This is a genomic window from Luteimonas sp. Soil_C_16, from assembly GCF_057657295.1.
Genome location: NZ_JBDGIS010000002.1, coordinates 536987 through 555730, shown reverse-complemented (window position 1 = coordinate 555730; position 18744 = coordinate 536987). Strand labels below are relative to the sequence as shown.

Annotated in this window: 16 protein-coding genes and 1 pseudogene; 6 read left to right on the top strand and 11 right to left on the bottom strand. The window is 68.5% G+C overall.

Annotated features, from left to right (window positions below; genetic code table 11):
• Nucleotides 1-25: 25 nt before the first annotated feature.
• Genes AC3A5T_RS06310 through AC3A5T_RS06300 form a run of 3 tightly spaced genes read right to left on the bottom strand, consistent with a single transcriptional unit; the run spans nt 26 to nt 4227 of the window.
• Complete coding sequence (locus tag AC3A5T_RS06310; protein ID WP_487627841.1) at nt 26-2863, bottom strand: PAS domain-containing protein; 2838 nt, start codon at nt 2861-2863, stop codon at nt 26-28.
• Nucleotides 2864-2899: 36 nt separating this feature from the next.
• Nucleotides 2900-3607 carry a DUF72 domain-containing protein gene (locus AC3A5T_RS06305; protein ID WP_487627870.1) on the bottom strand — a complete coding sequence of 236 codons (708 nt, stop codon included), beginning with the start codon at nt 3605-3607 and terminating at the stop codon, nt 2900-2902.
• On the bottom strand, nt 3607-4227 hold the full coding sequence (locus AC3A5T_RS06300; RefSeq protein WP_487627840.1) for a flavodoxin family protein: 621 nt from the start codon (nt 4225-4227) through the stop codon (nt 3607-3609). The genes AC3A5T_RS06305 and AC3A5T_RS06300 overlap by 1 nt, the downstream gene beginning before the upstream one ends.
• A 186-nt stretch (nt 4228-4413) precedes the next feature.
• On the opposite strand from AC3A5T_RS06300, the gene AC3A5T_RS06295 reads away from it, so the two are divergent.
• The 4 genes and pseudogenes from AC3A5T_RS06295 (at nt 4414) to AC3A5T_RS06280 (ending at nt 7518) form a co-directional block, all read left to right on the top strand.
• Nucleotides 4414-5616 carry an MFS transporter gene (locus tag AC3A5T_RS06295; RefSeq protein WP_487627839.1) on the top strand — a complete coding sequence of 401 codons (1203 nt, stop codon included), beginning with the start codon at nt 4414-4416 and terminating at the stop codon, nt 5614-5616.
• Between the two features lie 80 nt (nt 5617-5696).
• Nucleotides 5697-6203 (top strand): annotated as a pseudogene (locus AC3A5T_RS06290) (pyridoxamine 5'-phosphate oxidase family protein); the annotation flags it as partial.
• 299 nt (nt 6204-6502) lie between these two features.
• Nucleotides 6503-7063, top strand: a complete 561-nt coding sequence (locus AC3A5T_RS06285; RefSeq protein WP_487627838.1) for a DUF6630 family protein — start codon at nt 6503-6505, stop codon at nt 7061-7063.
• 86 nt (nt 7064-7149) lie between these two features.
• On the top strand, nt 7150-7518 hold the full coding sequence (locus AC3A5T_RS06280) for a hypothetical protein (protein ID WP_487627837.1): 369 nt from the start codon (nt 7150-7152) through the stop codon (nt 7516-7518).
• 41 nt (nt 7519-7559) lie between these two features.
• Here AC3A5T_RS06280 and AC3A5T_RS06275 read toward each other — a convergent pair whose 3' ends face one another.
• Nucleotides 7560-8639, bottom strand: a complete 1080-nt coding sequence (locus tag AC3A5T_RS06275; RefSeq protein WP_487627836.1) for an endonuclease/exonuclease/phosphatase family protein — start codon at nt 8637-8639, stop codon at nt 7560-7562.
• Between the two features lie 168 nt (nt 8640-8807).
• On the opposite strand from AC3A5T_RS06275, the gene AC3A5T_RS06270 reads away from it, so the two are divergent.
• Nucleotides 8808-9788 carry a bile acid:sodium symporter family protein gene (locus AC3A5T_RS06270; RefSeq protein ID WP_487627835.1) on the top strand — a complete coding sequence of 327 codons (981 nt, stop codon included), beginning with the start codon at nt 8808-8810 and terminating at the stop codon, nt 9786-9788.
• 58 nt (nt 9789-9846) lie between these two features.
• Here AC3A5T_RS06270 and AC3A5T_RS06265 read toward each other — a convergent pair whose 3' ends face one another.
• The 3 genes from AC3A5T_RS06265 to AC3A5T_RS06255 form a co-directional block, all read right to left on the bottom strand.
• Nucleotides 9847-10842 carry an aldo/keto reductase gene (locus AC3A5T_RS06265; RefSeq protein WP_487627834.1) on the bottom strand — a complete coding sequence of 332 codons (996 nt, stop codon included), beginning with the start codon at nt 10840-10842 and terminating at the stop codon, nt 9847-9849.
• Between the two features lie 28 nt (nt 10843-10870).
• On the bottom strand, nt 10871-12049 hold the full coding sequence (locus tag AC3A5T_RS06260; RefSeq protein WP_487627833.1) for a mechanosensitive ion channel family protein: 1179 nt from the start codon (nt 12047-12049) through the stop codon (nt 10871-10873).
• 155 nt (nt 12050-12204) lie between these two features.
• Nucleotides 12205-13122: a cytochrome c oxidase assembly protein gene (locus tag AC3A5T_RS06255; RefSeq protein ID WP_487627832.1), complete on the bottom strand. Its 918-nt coding sequence runs from the start codon at nt 13120-13122 to the stop codon at nt 12205-12207.
• 113 nt (nt 13123-13235) lie between these two features.
• Between AC3A5T_RS06255 and AC3A5T_RS06250 the strand changes: the two genes are divergently transcribed.
• Nucleotides 13236-13736: a CopD family protein gene (locus tag AC3A5T_RS06250; RefSeq protein ID WP_487627831.1), complete on the top strand. Its 501-nt coding sequence runs from the start codon at nt 13236-13238 to the stop codon at nt 13734-13736.
• A gap of 665 nt (nt 13737-14401) precedes the next feature.
• Here the strand turns inward: AC3A5T_RS06250 and AC3A5T_RS06245 are convergent.
• The 4 genes from AC3A5T_RS06245 to AC3A5T_RS06230 are packed head-to-tail and all read right to left on the bottom strand — an operon-like array spanning nt 14402 to nt 18671.
• Entirely contained in the window at nt 14402-14941 is a 540-nt protein-coding gene (locus tag AC3A5T_RS06245) for a DUF2231 domain-containing protein (protein WP_487627830.1), read from the bottom strand.
• 12 nt (nt 14942-14953) lie between these two features.
• Complete coding sequence (locus AC3A5T_RS06240; RefSeq protein WP_487627829.1) at nt 14954-15292, bottom strand: hypothetical protein; 339 nt, start codon at nt 15290-15292, stop codon at nt 14954-14956.
• A 29-nt stretch (nt 15293-15321) separates the two neighbouring features.
• Nucleotides 15322-17862, bottom strand: coding sequence for a cytochrome c oxidase subunit I (gene ctaD / locus AC3A5T_RS06235; protein ID WP_487627828.1), 2541 nt, complete (start codon nt 17860-17862; stop codon nt 15322-15324).
• Complete coding sequence (locus AC3A5T_RS06230) at nt 17859-18671, bottom strand: cytochrome c oxidase subunit II (RefSeq protein ID WP_487627827.1); 813 nt, start codon at nt 18669-18671, stop codon at nt 17859-17861. Before AC3A5T_RS06230 ends, ctaD begins: the two co-directional genes overlap by 4 nt.
• Nucleotides 18672-18744 lie beyond the last annotated feature (73 nt).

Below are 18744 nucleotides of genomic sequence, written 5' to 3'. Positions count from 1 at the left end.
GCGTGGACGACCGCCACTGCTGCGATCAGGCCGCGTTCTGGATCGCCGCGTTCGCCGATTCCACGCTCGCCGCGAGCTCGTGCTGGCGGAACGGCTTGCTGAGGATCGTCAGGCCCGGATCGAAGTCGGCCATGCTGGTGTAGCCGGACACGATCACGATCGCGGTCTCCGGCAGACGTGCACGTACGGTGCGTGCGAGTTCGGCGCCGGTCATGCCCGGCATCAGATGGTCGGTGACCAGCACGGCGGGCGTCAGGCCATCGTCGAGCGCGCGCAGCGCCTCCTCGGCGGAACTGGCCTCGACGATGCGATAGCCCATGTCCTCGAGCGCGTCGGAGGTGCACATGCGCACCGAATCCTCGTCGTCGACCACCAGTGCGGTGCCGCGGTTGTCCCCAATGATGCTCACGGTCGTGTCCTCGTCTTCGGATGTGGCGCCGGGGTGCGAACCCACCGGCAGCCAGAGATGGATGGTGGTGCCGGCGCCGGGCGTGCTGTCGATCGTCAGGCGGCCGCCGAGCTGCGAGGCGAGCCCGTGCGCCATCGACAGGCCCAGGCCGGTGCCCTTGCCGATGCCCTTGGTCGAGAAGAACGGCTCGATCGCGCGCTGGCGCGTCTGCTCGTCCATGCCCACGCCGGTGTCGGCAACCGACACTACGACATAGCGGCCGGGCGCGATGCGCGCGTCGTCGGACACGCGGGCATTGCGCGCGCCGAGCGTCAGCGTGCCGCCTTCGGGCATCGCGTCGCAGGCGTTGACGCTGAGATTGAGGATCGCCATTTCCAGCTGATTCGGATCGGCCACCGCGGGCAGCAGATCGTCGGCGATGTCGAGCACGAGACGCACGCGCGGACTGCTGGAACTGTCGACCAGTTCGGCCATGCCCGAGACCAGCGTCGCGACGTCGACATCCAGCGTCTGCAGCGGCTGCCGGCGCGCGAACGACAGCAGGCGCTGCACCAGCGTGGCCGCGCGATCTGCGGACTGGCGGGCGACGCCGAGCATGCGCGCACGGCGTTCGGTCTTCGCGTCGGGATCGGAGGCGAGATCGAGTGCGGTGACGATCGGGGTCAGCAGATTGTTGAAGTCGTGGGCCACGCCGCCGGTCAGCTGGCCGATCGCTTCGAGCTTCTGCGACTGGCGCAGCGCTTCTTCGGCATTGCGTCGATCGGTCGTGTCGATCGCTTCGGGCACCACGGCGATGATGCGGCCGTCTTCCCGGATCGGTCGCAGCGACAGATCGTGGCTGCGCCGCCCGCCCGGCAGATCCAGCTGGATCTCGTCGCGCACGGTCTCGCCGGCCGCGGCGCGTTCGAACATCGCGCGGATCCGGGCCGGCATGCCGGGCGTTCCGCTGAACCACGGCGTGTCCCACAGCGGCACGCCGACCAGATCCTCGAAACCGGCGCCGATGGCGTCGAGCACGGGCCGGTTGGCGTCGGTGACGATGCCCTCGGGCGTGCACATGCCCTGCAACTGGTAGCTGGTTTCGAACAGCGTGCGCAGCTGCGCCTGCGAACGGGCGAGCGCGTCGGCGGCGGCGTTGATGTCGGTGACGTCGCGCGCGCTGCAGTAGTAGCGCCCGCCCTCGGGCGTCGCCACCCACGACAGCGTGCGCAGGCCGCCGGCGCGCGTGCGCCAGCGGTTCTCGAAGCGCAGCACCGGCTTCCCGGCACGCAGGGTGTCGAGCACGGACTGCGTCACCAGGTGATCGTCGGGGCTGACGTGGTCCATCCAGCGATGGCCCACGAGCGAATCGACCGGCCAGCCCAGCAGCTGTTCCCAGGCCGGGTTGACGGTTTCGATGATGCCGTCGGGATCCACGACGGCGAGCAGATCGGGCGTGACCTGCCACGTCAGCGAGCGTTCGCGTGCGCGTTCGATGACCTGGCGTTCGAGGTTGCTGTTGAGACTGCGGAGCTCCGCCTCGCGCGCCTGCAGCGCGAGGTCGGACAGATGCCGGGCGGTCACGTCGACGCCCTGGACGAAGACGCCGACGACGTCCTGACCGTCGTTGATCGGCTGGAACACGAAATCTACGTAACGCTCGGCCGAGGCGCCACCGGGCGTGGTCTGCACGATGTACTGCGCACCGTCCGCCGAGAACGCCTTGCCGCTGCGATAGACCTCGTCGAGCAGGGTCAGATAGCCCTGCCGGACCGCATCGGGCAGCGCATCGACGACGCGCTTGCCGAGCACATCCCCACGATCACCGATCAGCGTCTGGTAGGCGGGATTGAGATATGCGAACACATGCTCGGGGCCGGTCAGCATCGCCATGAACGTCGGCGCCTGTTCGAACATGCGGCCCATCTGCGCCACGTCGGCCTGCAGTCGGCGCTCGGTCGTCACCCTGCGGGTCACGTCGGTGGTGATGTTGAGCAGGCCGACGATCCGGTCCTGCTCGTCGCGCACCGGCGAATACGAGAAAGTCCAATAGGTCTCCTCGGGAAACCCGTTGCGCTGCATCGTCAGCGGCATGTCTTCATGCAGCGTCGGCTTGCCGTCGAACACGCTGTCGACGAGGGGACGGATGTCGTCCCAGACGTCGGACCAGATCACCTGCAGCGGTTTCCCCAGCGCCTGCGCTTCTTTGGCGCCGAGATGCGGTGCGTAAGCATCGTTGTAGAACAGCGTCAGCTCCGGGCCCCAGCACAGGCACATCGCGAAGCGCGATTCGAGCATCAGGCCCATCGCGGTGCGCAGCGATTGCGGCCAGCCGCTGATCGGACCGATCGACGTCGTCGACCAGTCGTTCGCCGCGATGCGCTGCGCCATCACGCTCGATCCGGGCAGAAATTCGGGCTGGGTGGCGGGCGCGTCGGACGTCACGAAGGGTGCGGCAGTGTGAGGACGGCGCATCCTGCCACAGGGTGTCGTGGTGACGTGATGAGGAGGTCAGCGCAGGCGCGTCTGCAGTGCGGCGGCGTTGGGAATCGCGTGTCCGGCGGCGGTGTTGTCGAACACCACCCAGGCATCGTTTGGCCCGGCGCGCACGGCGATCGCGATCGCGTCGAGCGCTTTGGCGTCGTAGTCGCTGTAGTAGATCTTCGGCTGGCCGTGCCAGCGCCAGTAACCGAAGCGCGCGCTGCCGCCCGGCCGCGCGTCATCACCGTGACGGGCGGGATCGGCGGCCACGCGCGCAACATGGTGCCGCGCCAGTAGCGCATCGGCCTGCGGCGTGAGCCAGCTGGCGTGTCGCGCCTCGCAGGCCACGCGGCCGGGCCAGCGTCGCGCCAGCATCGCGAAGAACGTGGTTGCGGTGCGGGCGTCGAAGGCCAGACTCGGCGGCAGCTGCACCAGCACGCAATCCAGTTTGTCGCCGAGAGCGCCTGCTGCTTCGAAGAACGCATCGAGCGCGGCGCCGCAGCCGGCCAGCCGCGCGTTGTGGGTGATCGTCTTCGGCAATTTGATCGAGAAGCGAAAGCCGGCGGGCACGCTGTCGGCCCAGCGGGCGTAGGTCGTGGCGCGATGCGGCTTGTAGAAGGACGAATTGATCTCCACCGCATTGAAACGCGTGGCATAGCGGGCCAGCATGCTGTCGCCGGCGCCGAACAGCGCCGCATCGCGCGACGCGATCGACCAGCCCGCGCAGCCGATGCGGATCACGCGTCGCCGCGCTTCGGCTTCGGGTAGGGCTGGGCCTGCAGCACCCGGGCGAGGTGCATCGCGTTCGAGGCGATGGTGGCGATGGTCTCGGTGACTTTGTCCGGCGTCTGCTTCAGATCCTTGTAGTCGACTGAGCCCATCGCCTCGCCGACCCAGTACGGCGGGCTGCCGCCGGGAATCGTGAAGCCGACATCGGTCAGCCCCTGGTAGAGCTGCGCGCAGACGTGGTGGGCGCCGTCCTCGTTGCCGACGACCGCGGCGACAGCGACTTTGCCGAACGTCGGATACACGCCGTCGTCGTCGATCTCGCCGAGCACCGCGTCCAGCCGTTCCAGCACGCGCTGGGCGATGCTGGACGGGTGGCCCATCCAGATCGGCGTCGCCACGACCAGAATCTCCGCGTCCATGATCCGCTTGCGCAGCGCGGGCCACTGGTCGCCATCGCCTTCGTCGGCGGTCACGCCCGGTTTGACGTCGTAGTCGGCGACGCGCGCGCTGCCGGTCGTCGCGCCGTGGCCGGCGAGTGCCTCGAGCACCTGGTCGAGCAGCTTCTGTGTGGAAGACGGCGCATCGCCGGATTTGAGAGTGCAGTTCAGGCCGAACGCGGTGATGGACATGCGCGGACTCGCAACGGACAGGGGACGTGGACTGTCCAAGGCAGAGCGTCCAGTCGCCGTCATCGCGTCGCGTTCAGGCCTGCGTCGCTGAACCGTCGGTGCCACTGCAACGCTGTGGTCGACGCGTGCCGGTGACGGCGATGTTGCGATGCACAATAATGGTCAGTCCTGTACCGGAGACCGGCCATGGCCCCCGCACCGGCGCTTCCCGATCGCCGCACCCGCACCCTGATCCTGTTCGCGCTGGCGATGGGCGGCTTCGCGATCGGCACCAGCGAATTCGCGATGATGGGGCTGATGCCGAACCTCACGCGCGGCTTCGGCGTCGACGAACCCGCGGTCGGCCATCTGATCAGCAGCTACGCGATCGGCGTCGTCGTCGGCGCACCGCTGCTCGCGATCCTCGGCGCGCGTCTGCCGCGTCGTCGCCTGCTGCTGGCGCTGATGGGCTTCTATGCACTCGGCAATCTGGCCAGCGCGCTGGCGCCGAACTACGCGACGATGCTGGTCGCGCGCTTCGTCGCCGGCCTGCCGCATGGCGCGTACTTCGGCGTGGCGATGCTCGTGGCCGCGTCGGTCAGTCCGCCCGCGCAACGCGGCGCCGCGGTCAGCCGCGTGCTGCTGGGGCTGTCGATCGCGATCCTCGTCGGCAATCCGCTGGCGACCTGGCTCGGCCAGCAGCTGAGCTGGCGCTGGACGTTCGCGCTGGTGTCGGTGCTGTCGGTGCTGACCGTGGTGCTGGTCGCGCGCTTCCTCGCGCCCGATCCCGACGAGCCTGCGCAGACGCCGATGCGCGAATTGCGCGCGTTCAACACCTCGCAGGTCTGGTACGCGCTGCTGATCGGCGCGATCGGCTTCGCCGGCATGTTCTGCGTCTTCAGTTATCTCGCGCCGACGCTGATCAACGTGACCCGCGTGGCGGAGTCGTGGATTCCGGTGGCGCTGGCGGCCTTCGGTGTCGGCGCGATCCTCGGCAACATCGCCGGCGGCTGGCTGGTCGATCGCCTGCAGTTCCGCGCGGTGCCGGTGATCCTGGGCTGGTCGCTGCTGGTGCTGCTGCTGTTCCCGCTCGCGACCGCCGCGCCGTGGTCGATCCTGCCGGCGATCGTCGCGGTCGGCACGATGGGCGCGCTGGCCCCTGTGCTGCAGACGCGGCTGATGGATGTCGCCGGCGACGCGCAGACGCTCGCCGCCGCGTCCAACCATGCCGCGTTCAATACCGCGAACGCGCTCGGCCCGTGGCTCGGCGGCATTGCGATCAGCGCCGGACTGGGCTGGACGTCGACCGGTTACGTCGGCGCCGCCACCGCAGCCGCGGGTCTGCTGATCTACGCCTGGGCGCGTCGCGTCGAACGGCGTCGCCGGCCCGAGGCGCCCTCGACCTGCTGACGCACCGGCGCGCCGCCTTCACGTCCGTCGCCCGCCGCGCTGCCGACACTGCGCGCTGATTCCTGACGGGAGTGCGACACATGGCAACGCGAAGCAGCAAGGGCGCGAAGGACGCGCAGACGATCGCGAAACTGATCGAGGACATCGACATCACGATGTTCACCACCGTGGGTCCGGGCGGCTATCTGGTCAGCCGGCCGCTGTCGACGCAGAAGGCGCAGTTCGACGGTGAGCGCGTGTGGTTCTTCGTCGCCTCCGACAGTCCGAAGGTCGCCGAGATCGCGCGCAATTCCAAGGTCAACCTGGCCTACGCGTCCAAGGGCCGCAACACCTATGTGTCAATCACCGGCGATGCCCACGTCAACGAGGACCCGGCGAAGATCGAGGCGTTCTGGAACGATGCGCTCAAGGCCTACTTCCCGCGCGGCGTCAACGATCCGAAGCTGACCCTGATCGAAGTGCAGGCGCACACCGCCGAGTACTGGGACGGCCCGGGTTCGCTGATCGGCAAGGCCATCGCCTTCGCCGTCGCGCGCGTGACCAAGCGCGAGGAAGTGATGGGCGAGAACCGCATCGTCAATCTGCGCGGCCCCAACAAGACCTCGAAGCTGCCGCCGTCGCACGCCGATGCCCGCGGCGGTGCGAAGAAGGCCGCGAAGAAGACCACGAAGAAGGCGGCCAGCAAGACCGCGACGCCGAAGCCGGCTGCGAAGCAGGCGACCGCGGCCAAGAAGGCCGCGACGCAGCGCACCGCCAGGACCGGCAAGCGCGCGGTGAAGAAGACCGCTGCGCGAAGCTGAGCCGCAGGCCCGCGCCGATGGCGCTCCGGTGTGCCGCGGCCCGGTTGCCGCGGCACACTACGCCGCCCGATCTATCGAGTCCTGCCATGGCCGCGCACGAACACGAGTTCGATCCAGACGACAACTTCGCCTTCGGCGCGCCCGAGCGGGACGATGGCGAGGACGATGCGCACGAGGGCGATCTCGAAGCGATCGCATGGCAGTGGCTGCTGCGCATCAATCCCGGCGACGAGGACGCGGCCACCCAGCAGTTCCAGGCATTCCGCGAAGCGCTCGGCGACGACGACGTGCAGGACGCCGTGCAGGCCGCGCTCGAATCCGCCACCGACTGGCGCGCGAGTTTTCGCGTGCCCGAGGACGAGCGCGCGACCCTGATCGATGCGATCGGCACGCTGGCCGAACGTTTCCGCGTGGAAATCGACTGGGGCGTCGAGGATCCGACCGACGACGTCGCGCTGGGCAGCGCCTCCACCCACGCTCTGCTCGACACCGCCTACGACCAGCTGCGCGTGGCCGGCTACACGCTGTGGACCTGGGACACGGGCGACGACAGCGTCGCCGGCGTCATGGCGCCGCGCGACGACGACGAGGGCATGCGCGTCATCGGCCACGCGCTCGGACTGGACGTGCGCCCCGGCGCCGGCTGACGCGTTGGCTGAACGCGCGGTTTGAACACTCCGTTCGCGGAATCCCTGCTACGGTGCCGCTGTCCGTCACCGCATGGGAGGGTGCGATGGACAGCCGAACCGTCTACACCGCATGGGGCTGCGCCTTGTCGCTGGCCGCCGTGTGCATGGCGCCGGCTTGGGCAACGGGGCCGGATGCGAGTGCGAGCGTCGAGCCGCCGAGCGCGGTACTCGATACCGACCAGCGGGCCGCGTGGCTGCAGCCGATCCCCACCGACCGCCCGATCCGCCGCATGTCGGCGCTGAAGACCGAATACCGCCGCATTCGCGAACTGCGTCGCGAACAGATGCAGCCCGAGTACGAACGTCGTCTGGCGACGGCCGGTGAGGAAGCGGCCGAGGCCTGGCGCCAGGAAACGCTGAAGAACATCGCCCGGCGCGACCTGCGCGATCTGCGGGCACGTCTGGAGCGCTGACGCGGCGCATGCGCCGGGTCGGGGCGCCCTGCGCCGATGCCTCAGCGCTGGATATCCGGTGCCGCGTCCGTGGCGGCCGACTGCGCCACCGCTGCGTTCGCATCGGCATGATCGTCCGCGTCGGCATCGAGGCCGGCGTCGGCGTCGTTCTCGCCCGGGGACAGCGCGAGTTCGACCAGGATCGGAAAGTGGTCCGAGCCGATGTCCGGCAGCCGCTGCATGCGCACCAGCGTGAAGTGCTTGCTGTGGAACAGATGGTCCAACGGCCAGCGCAGGCCCGGCAGCTTCGCGTGGAAGGTGTTGTACATGCCTCGGCCGATGCGCGGATCGAGCAGGCCGCTGAGCTTGCGGAACAGCCGCGTGGTGCGTGACCAGGCCACGTCGTTGAGATCACCGGCGACGATCACCGGCAGCGTCGCGTCGTGGGCGGCGCGACCGACGATCACCAGTTCCGCATCGCGATCCACCGAGCTGTCGGACTCGGTCGGACTCGGCGGGCGCGGGTGCAGAGCATGCAGGGTGATGCGCTGACCGCCGTCGAGCGCCAGCGTCGCGTGGATCGACGGGATGTCGTCCTCGACCAGATAGCGGATTTCCGCATCGTGCAGCGGCAGGCGCGAGTACACGTGCATGCCGTAGAGATTGTCGAGCGGGCAGCGCAGCACGTGCGGCAGCGCGTCGGTCAATACTTCCAGCTGCGCTTCCCACCAGGCGTCGGTCTCGACCGCGATCAGCACGTCGGGCGTCTGCGCGCGCACCACCGCGATCAGCGGGTCGGCGTTGCGGTTGGTCGTCAGTACGTTGCTGGCCATCAGCCGGATGCGCACGGGCGCATCGGCCGGCGCGTCCTCGACCTCGACACGCGCCATGCGCGTGTACGGAATGATCCACCACGCCTGCCACAGCATGCAGGCCGCATTGACGATGACGATCGCGATCGTCCAGGGATCGTCGATTGGATGGAACACGAGCTGCAGCACCAGGATCAGCGCCGACAGCAGCAACAGCTGCAGACGCGGGAAATCGAAACCGCGGATCCACCACGCGCCGCTGCGGATGGTCGGCATCAGGGTCGCGACGGCCAGCAGTGCGGTGACTGAGGCGAAGGTGAGGGTCAGCATCAGGCGTGAGGCGGCGGCAGGAGCCGCACTATGAACACGCGCGCGCTGCCATCGTGTGAACCCGGGCGCGCCGTTGCGTCGCCGCCGCTGGCCGCGGGTGGCGACGACTGCGACCATAACCGGCCCGCCGCGCCGCAGCCGGTGGCAACCGACGTCGGAGTTTGTCGCATGTCCCTGCGTTCGCGCATCGATCCGTTCACCCTGTTGCTGCTGGCGACCGTCGCGCTGGCGTCGCTGCTGCCGGTGCAGGGCCGTGCGGCGGCGGTCATGGACGTGGTGACGAATATCGCGATCGCCGCGTTGTTCTTCCTGCATGGCGCGCGCCTGTCGCGCGCGGCGATCGTCGCCGGCGCGCTGCACTGGCGCCTGCATCTGACGATCCTCGCGTGCACGTTCGTGCTGTTTCCGCTGATCGGCCTGCTGGGCAAACCGCTGTCGGGCTGGCTGCTGACGCCCGAGCTCTACGTCGGCGTGCTGTTCCTGTGCGCGTTGCCGTCGACGGTGCAGTCGTCGATCGCGTTCACGTCGATGGCCGGCGGCAACGTACCGGCCGCGGTGTGCAGCGCGTCGCTGTCGAGCCTGCTCGGCGTGGCGCTGACGCCGCTGTTGATGGCGCTGCTGGTCGGCAGCGCCGAAGGTGCCATGGCGCATCCGTTCACCGCGGTCGGCAAGATCATGCTGCTTCTGCTGCTGCCCTTCGTCGCCGGACATCTGCTGCGGCCGGTCGTCGGCGGCTGGGTCGAGCGCCGTCGCGCAGTGCTGCGCTGGACCGACCAGGGCACGATCCTGCTGGTGGTCTACACCGCCTTCAGCGCGTCGGTGATCGAGGGTCTGTGGCGCGAGACGCCAGTGTGGACCCTGGTCGCGGTCGCCGTGGTCTGCGCGCTGTTGCTGGGTATCGCGATGCCGCTGATCGCCTGGATCGCCCGCCGGCTCGGCTTCGACCGCGCCGACGAGATCGCGATCGTGTTCTGCGGCTCGAAGAAGAGTCTCGCCACCGGCCTGCCGATGGCCAAGGTGATGTTCGCCAGCGGCGGACTCGGCGCGATCGTGTTGCCGGTGATCCTGTATCACCAGATCCAGCTGATCGTCTGCGCGGTCGTGGCGCGACGTTACGCCGAGGGCACGGCGAAGGCCGCCGCGCGCTGAGTTGCCGGATGTGAAGCCGGACGCGCCCCGAGGTGCGCGCCCGGCTCGAATAGCGCACTCAGCGGTTCAACGCGCCCATGCCCGCTGCGGGATAGCGGGTGCCCGACGCGGCATCCGGCGGAAAAATCGCATCGATGCGGGCCAGATCGTCCTCGGTCAGATGGATGTCGAGCGCGGCGATGTTCTCGTCGAGGAAGCCGATGCGCTTGGTGCCCGGGATCGGCACCAGATCGTCGCCTTGTGACAGCACCCACGCGAGTGCGAGCTGGCCCGGGGTGACGCCGTAATCCTGGGCGATCGCCTGCACCGATTCGACCAGCGCGAGATTGCGGTCGAAGTTCTCGCCCTGGAAGCGCGGCGAATGGCGGCGGTAGTCGTCCTCGTCGAAGTCCTCGACGTTGCGGATCGTGCCGGTCAGGAAGCCGCGGCCCAGCGGCGAATACGGCACGAAGCCGATACCGAGCTCGCGACAGGCGGTCAGCGTGCCGTTGGTCTCGGGATCGCGCGACCACAGCGAGTACTCGCTCTGCAGCGCGGCGATCGTGTGCACTTTGGCTGCGCGCCGCAGCGTGTCGGCCGAGGCTTCGGACAGACCCAGGTGCCGCACCTTGCCCTGTTCGACCAGCCGCGCCATCGCGCCAACGGTGTCCTCGATCGGCACTTCAGGATCCACGCGGTGCTGGTAGTACAGATCGATTGTCTCGGTGTTGAGCCGCTTCAGGCTGGCCTCGCAGGCCTGCTGCACGTACTCGGGCCGACCGTTGATGCCACGCGCATGCGGATCGGACGGATCGAGCTGGATGCCAAACTTGGTCGCGATGAAGACGTCGTCGCGGCGACCGTCGATCGCGCGGCCCACCAGCGTTTCATTCGTGTGCGGGCCGTACATGTCGGCGGTGTCGAGCAGGGTGATGCCCTGGTCGAGCGCGTGCTTGATGACGGCGATCGCGTCGGCATCGCTGCCGCGGCCACCGTAGAACGCGCTCATGCCCATGCAGCCGAGTCCGATTGCGGAGACGGTAGGGCCGCCGAGTCCAAGGGTGCGGGTCTTCATCGCGGGTCTCCGTCGTGAATGCGAGGGCTCACTGTGCCGGCCGAGATGGCAAGCCCGTGTCGAGATGCGCGTCGAGTGCTGTCTCCGTGGCGGCTTCGGCGCCGGGCGAGCGGGTGCTGGCGTGGTCCACTGGCGCGACCGCATGCGTCGCCGCGCGACGTGCATCGCCATCGGTCACCTCGTTGCGCACGCGCGGCAAGGCCTGCGGATGGTGGGCATCGAGAAAGGCCAGCATGCCTTCGCGCACGGCGCAGCGCAGGTCGAACAGTTCACCGGAATTGCGCGCGCTGACCAGCAGCCGCACCTCGATGGTGTGTTTGTCGGTCTCGGTGATCTGGGTCACGCAGACGCGGCGATCCCAGCGCGGATCGGCCTCGCAGATGCGCTGCAGTTCGTCGCGGATCGCCGGAATCGGTGCGCGGTGGTCGAGCCACAGGAATACCGTGCCCAGCAGCTGCGCGCTGGTGCGCGTCCAGTTCTGGAAGGGATTGGAAATGAACCACTGCAGCGGCACGACGAGACGGCGCTCGTCCCAGATGCGCACGACGACGTAGGTCGACGTGATCTCCTCGATGCGACCCCATTCGCCTTCGACGATCACCACGTCGTCGAGCCGGATCGGCTGCGCCAGCGCGATCTGCAGACCGGCGATCAGATTGCCGAACACCGGCTGCGCGGCGACGCCGGCGATCAGGCCGATGATGCCGGCCGATGCCAGCAGGCCCGCGCCGACCTGGCGCACCTGCGGAAACGTCATCAGCGCCAGCGACACGCCGACCAGCACCACGCCCGCCTGGATCACACGGCTGATCACCCGCGCCTGGGTCTGGATGCGCCGCGCGGCGAGATTGTCTTCCACGTCGACCGGATGCTCGAGCAGGATGCGTGCCTCGATCGCGCCGACGACGCGTGCGACCAGCCAGGTCAGGCACAACATGCCGCCGATCGCGATCCAGTGGCGCAGCTGGCCGAGCAGGTCCGGATCGATCGGTGTGGCATCGAGTGCCAGCGACAGGAACAGCAGCGGCAGCGCGACCGCGGCCGGCACGGCGACGACCTGGGCGATGCGCGCACGCATGTGCTCGTGGGCACGTCGACTGGCGACGCGGGCGAGCGCACGCAGGCTCCAGTGCACGACGATGCCGAGGATCAACGCAACCAGCAGCGGCCACGCGATGGCGGCGAGATGGGTCCATTCGGAGGGCATGGCGGTCTCGTCGACGGCGGGTCAGTGTGCGGCGACGCGGGTCCACGCATCGTTAATCGATGGTGCCGACGCGTCGGGCTCGCCGTGCGGATCACACCGCGCGATCCCGCGACGAGCGACGCCGCGCGGCCTGAAGGACGCCACGGTCGGACGGCTCAGGCGGCGGGGCGATCCGGTGCGGCGCGTTGCACGGTGCGCAGCAATGCGATGACGAGACACATGCCGACCACCAGATACGGCAGCCCGCTCGGCACCCACATCAGCAGCCCGGCGAGCTGCTGGTCGCGCAGCGCATCGAGGCCGGCGAGCAGGGCGCGATCGGTATAGGACGGATACAGCAGCCGCGGCGAAAACGTCAGCAGCGCGCCGAGGAACCCCATCAGCATCATCGCGGTGACCAGCGCGACGAGTGCGCCGGTCGCGCCGCCGTCGCGCGTGCGCAACCGGTGCAGCACCGCGCTCCAGAACCAGAGACCGGCGAGCAGCACGCTGGCGAGCATCATCCGGTGCAGCGGTTCGCTGGCCAGCGTGGCCGACGTCGCCGCGGGCAGATGCCACAGCCACATCGTGCCGACATGGACGAGCGTCGCGGCGCCGAGCTGTGCATGCGCCCATCTGCCGACCGGTGCGAGCACATGTGCAAGCCATGACGCGACCGCCCTCGGCAACGCATAGGCCGCGACCGCACCGGGCCGTGCGATCAACAGCAGCGGTGGCGCCCATGCGAGCAGGGTCATGTGCTGCGCGACGTGCGCCGACAGCGCATAGGCCGCGAACGTGTCCAGTGGCCACACCAGCGCGAAGCCCAGCGCGAGCAGACCGGCCGCGAAGGTAAGCGCGCCGCGCGCTGCGCCCGTGTTGACGGTGCCTGTAGTTGCCCGGCGCATGCGCACGAAGCCCACGGTGTACACGAGCGCCGCGAGTGAGAGCGGCAGCAGCGTCCACACCGACAGCGTCCATGCATAGCCGAGCGGCGGCGGTGGACCGTCCGGCATCGCCGCGCCGGTCGTCGATGCGACCAGCAGGAGCGCCAGACCGGCGGCGGCCGGGACGAGGGAGGTGACACGCGACATGCGACCGACCCTAGCAGCCGGCAGCTGGACACTGCGTCGAGGTGCACGCGACGCCACACGGACTTGATGCGCCTGCGCGTAGGCTGCGCGCTTCGACGATTCGTGGAGCGCCGGTGTACTTCTGGCTCAAGGTCCTGCACATCCTGGCGATGACGGTCTGGTTCACCGGCCTGTTCTTCCTGCCACGCCTGTTCGTCGCCCGACACCGCCGCGAGATCGATTCCGACCCCGCGTACTGGAACCCGGTCACCAACACGCTGTTCTTCCGGATCATGACCCCGGCGGCGCTGCTGACGATCACGTTCGGCGGCATCCTGATCGCCTGGAATCCCAGCGGTGCCTGGCTGGTGCTCAAGCTCGTCGTGGTCGCGGCGGCGGTGCTGCTGCATCTGTACATGGGGCTGCTGCTCTACGAGCTGGGCCACGACCGCTGCCGGCACGGACCGACGTTCTTCCGCGTCATCGGCTGGGTGCCGCTGGTGTTGCTGCTGCTGATCGCCGGATTGACAGGCGCGAAGCCGCAGACGCTCGGCGATCTGCCGGCGCCGCCATCGCGCAATGTGGGTGTGGAGGATGTGGTGCCCGGGCTCGAGGATGACGCCGCGAGGCTGTAGCGCTTTGCTCTGCTCTTGATTCGCTCTGGCACTTCCCTGAAACGTGACGCGTTGAATAGCTGCTTACCCAGAGGGCGCCGCCCATGGATGGGCGGCGTTTTCCGACCGAGGCAGGATGCCGAGTCGGAAAATCCCTGCGGACTCCAAGCCGCGGGCTTCGGACTTGTCGGGGAGACGTTTTTCTTTGGTTCCGTTTCTTTTGGCGTCAACCAAAAGAAATGAACTCGGCCGCGTCAGCGGACGAAAGCGTTTGATCTTGGTCTTACGCCTACGGCGAGAAGCAACGTCAAACGCTTCCACTCGCCTTGCGGCGAGCGGGTTCATTTCTTTTGCTGGCCCTACGCACGCAGTGCGAACGGCGAAGCCGGCCCCGAAGGGGCGAGCATCGAAGATGCGAGTCAAAGAAACGGAACCAAAGAAAAGGGCCTGCCCCGACGAAGCAAATCCGGCGAGTCATTCGTTTCGGGATTTTTCGACTCGCCATCCTGGCTCGGTCGAAAAACGCCGCACATCCATGTGCGGCGCCCTACGGGTCTGCACTCATCTGGGCGGCATTACGATGGCGGAAGCAACGGCAACACGCGAAGCATGCTTCAGCCCGTAAGTGGCGCGCGCAGCGGCAGAAGCCAATTTCAGCAGCGACGAGTATTAGCGAAGGGCGAACGCTACTCCGCCGGCGGCTTCTCCACCGCATCCCGCCCACTCTCCGCCTCCGTCTCCTCATCCCCATACACACCCACGCCATGCCGGAAGCTCAGCGTGCCGCCGAGCCAACCGGCGACGCCCACCAGCACCGCCATCGTCGACGACGACAGCAGACCCCAGGGCCACACCGCCTCCGTGTGACCGGGCAGCCGCAGCCACACGCCGAGCGCGGCCATCGCCAGCACCATCACCGCGACGATGAAGTGGTTCCATGCCGAGACGTGCCGGCGCACGACACGGATCGACATCATGTCGATCGTGCCGACGATGCCGGCCAGCACGCCGAAACCGAGGCCGCCGACGTTGAACCAGAACGAGAGTTCGGCCCAGAACGGCGCGCCGAGCCAGAGATAGAGGATGTCGGTGACCACGACCATCGACAGGAACGCGATCGGGAACGTCACCAGCATCGGATGGATGGGGTGCTTGGCGATCGCCAGCACGCTTTCCACGGTGTGGCTCTGCGTATCGGGAACGGGTTGGCGTAGATCCTTGCGCATCGGAGATCCGGGTCAGGCGCAGGTCGGCAGCAGCGCGACCGGCAGGGCGGTGAAGACGACGCCGATGACGGCGATCAGGGCGACGAGCGCCGACAGTGCGGTGAGGAAACGCAGGCGCGCGGTTTCGGTGCGTCCATCGGTCTGTGCGCGTGCGGTGCGCCAGGCGCGCAGTGCGCGCGCGCCGAACAGGGCGATGACACCCAGCGCGAGCACGGTCAGCGCCCACAGCACCCAGGTCATCGTTTCCAGACCCGCGACCGGCGTGCGCCACAAGGCGCGTGCGCAGGCGAGCCCCTGCAGGCTGTAAACCACGACGAAGTGCACGGCCCACACCACCAGCGGCATGGACATGCGGGTCAGTCCGATGGGCAGCGTCGCGCTCACGCGAACCTCGGGAACAGGTGCAGCAGCGCCCAGACGATCAGGCCCTGCGCCACGACATAGCGCCAGAAGCCGGTCGCGATGCGTGCCTCGAGACTGCGCACCGCATCGACATGGCCATGGTGGATGCGCAGCGCGACGAAGCCGGCGATCAGCACCGCGACCGCCATGTGCAGCGCCTGGAAGCCGGCGAGCGTCCACACGACCGAACCGTAGGCATGCCGCTGCGGCGCGCCGACGGCCTCGGCGATCGCGGGCAACTGCAGGGCGAGGCAGGCGATGGCGGACAGGATCGCGAACGCGCTCCACATCACGGCAGCGCGGGCATGCCCGGCACGCAGGGCGATCGGCATGCGCCACGCGCCGACACCGGCCGCCAGCAACGCGCCGAGTGCGGCGAGCATCGGTGTCGATGCCGTCAGCGTGGCGCCACCGCCGGGCCAGGCCGGCGCGTTGAGCCACAGATAGAAGTAGGCGAAGACCAGCGAGGCGAACAGCGAGCCGACGATCATCAGCGTGCCGACCAGTGCCCACCAGCCCGGCGCGTTGCGTGCCATTGCCTGTGTGGGCAGGCGCAGGCCCGGCGCCACTTCGATCTCGAGCGGGGTTTCGCGGCCGTTGACCGTCCACAGCCAGCGCAGGAATAGGCCGATCAGCGGCAGCAGCATCAGGATCGACAGCCAGTACTGCGACGTGATGAAGCCGCCGAGCAGCACCGCGATCGTCAATGCCGCGAACAGCGGGAACCAGGTCGAGTTCGACAGCCGGATCGCCTGTTCGGGCTGCGCGGACTGGATGCCGGTGCCGAGAATCCAGCGACGGCCCTCGATGGCCTCGCCGAGCAGACCATCGGTCCGCCGCGTCGCGTCGACCACGCCCGGGTCGTGCCACAGCGGATTGCGATCGTCGACGACCGGGATCGAGGCGAAGTTGTACTTCGGCGCCGGGTGCGGCAAGGCCCATTCCAGCGTGCCGGCCTGCCAGGGATTCTCGGTGCCGCGGCGTCCGAGGCGGAAGCACAGTGCGACGTCGATCAGGATCGCGATGATGCCGACGGCGAGCACGAAGCCTGCCGCCGTCGAGAGCAGGTTGAGCCACTGCACGCCGAGCTCCATCGCGTAGCTGTCCACGCGCCGCGGCATGCCGACCAGGCCGGTGATGTGCATCGGCAGGAACGCCAGATGGAAGCCGATGAACACCAGCCAGAAGCCGCTGCGGCTCAGCGATTCGGACGGCATGCGTCCGCTCGCCAGCGGCAGCCAGTAGTACAGCCCGGCGAACATCGGGAACATCATCCCGCCGATCAGCACGTAGTGCAGATGGGCGACGACGAAGTGGGTGTCGTGCGCCTGCCAGTCGAACGGTACGAACGCGAGCATGACCCCGGTCAGGCCACCGCAGACGAAGGTGATGAAGAAGCCGATGATGTAGAGCATCGGCACGCGCAACCAGGGTTTGCCGGCCCACAGCGTGGCGATCCACGCGAAGATCTGGATGCCCGTCGGAATCGCGACCGCCATGCTCGCCGCACTGAAGAACGCCAGCGCCAGCAGCGGAATGCCGACCGCGAACATGTGGTGCACCCACAGGCCGAAACTCAGGAATCCGGTCGCGACCAGCGCCAGCACGACCCAGGTGTAGCCGACGATCGGACGGCGCGCGAAGGTCGGCACGATCGTCGACACCACGCCTGCCGCCGGCAGGAAGATGATGTAGACCTCGGGATGGCCGAACAGCCAGAACAGGTGCTGCCACAGCAGCGGATCGCCGCCGCGCGCGACTTCGAAGAACGCGAAATCGAACGCGCGCTGGATCTCCAGCAGCAGGCTCGCGAGGATCAGCGGCGGAAAACCGAACGCGATCATGAAGGCCGTGACCAGCACCGCCCATGCGAACAGCGGCATGCGCGTGAGGTCCATGCCCGGCGCGCGGGTGATCAGGATCGCGACGATCAGTTCGACGGCCGCGGTAACCGCCGCGATCTCGGCGAAGGTCACGCCGATCAGCCAGAAATCCGCGCCCTTGCCCGGCGAATACGTCGAATCGGTCAGCGGCGTGTACATGAACCAGCCGCCGTCGGGCACGCTGCCGAAGATGAAACTCGAATACAGGAAGATGCCGCCGAACAGGTAGCACCACCAGCCGAACGCCGACAGCCGCGGGAATGGCAGATCGCGTGTGCCGAGCATCTTCGGGATGAGGTACATCGCGAAGCCTTCCATGATCGGCACCGCGAACAGGAACATCATCGTCGTGCCGTGCATGGTCACGAACTGCGCGTAGCGCTCCGGGTCGAGCACGTTCAGGCCCGGCCACGACAGCTGCAGGCGGATGAACATCGACAGCATGCCGCCGATCAGCAGGAAGACCAGGCCGGTGACGATGAAACGCAATGCGATCGTCGTGTGGTTGACCGCGGTCAGCTGACCGGCGAGACCGCGGCCGTTGGCCCAGACGCGTTCGAGCAGGGCGATGCGCTCGGCATGACGCAGATGGTCGCCGGGCGTGGGAATCGTGTGGTCGGGGGTCAGGCTGCTCACAGCACGTCCTCGGATGCGCCGTGACGCGGGGGTGCGCGGCCGGCGGGATGGCCGGGCGCGGGGGCTTCGATGGCGGGAGCAGGCTCGCGTGCGGCCAGCCAGTCTTCGATCGCGTCGGCGTCCATCACGCGCACCGGAAACACCATGCGCGCGTGTTCGAGACCGCAGAATTCCGCGCACTGGCCGCGCATCGGCGTGGCCTGGTCGGCGCGCAGGCGCAAGGTATTCACGCGGCCGGGAATCGCATCCATCTTGCCGCCGAGGCGCGGGATCCAGAAGCTGTGGATCACATCGTCGCTGGTGATGCGGTACTCGACCATCGCGCCCAGCGGCACGGCCAGCTCGTCGACGCTTTCGCCGATCACTTGGCCATCGGCGTCGCGATACCGGAAATGCCACTGCCACTGCCGCGCGGTGACTTCGACCACGGCATCGGGCTCGACACCGACGCCGGTCACGCGCGCGCTGGTCAGGCTGCCGTAGACCAGCAGCGCGGCGAGCACGACGGTCGGAAACGCCAGCCCGCCCCAGACCACCAGACGCTCGGGCCGGCGCAGCGCGCTGTCGGCGTCGCGACGTCGCACCGCAAGCCACAGCAGCACCAGCACCAGTGCCCAGACACCCGTGAACGCACCGGCCATCAGCCACCAGCCGCGGGCGATCTCGGCGGCGGCCGGGCCGGCAGGATCCAGCGCGGACTGCGGACCCGCGCAGGCGGTGACGAGCGCCGCGAGGGCGGCGACGGTGAGAACGCCAGCGATGCGGCGGAGCCGGTTCGTGATGTCGATTGCTGCAGCCCCGTCGTGCATGTACAGGGCCTGCCGGTCGACAGGCCCGCGGCCACGCTACCGATCCGCGCGGCCACGCTCCGTGAATGCGTCA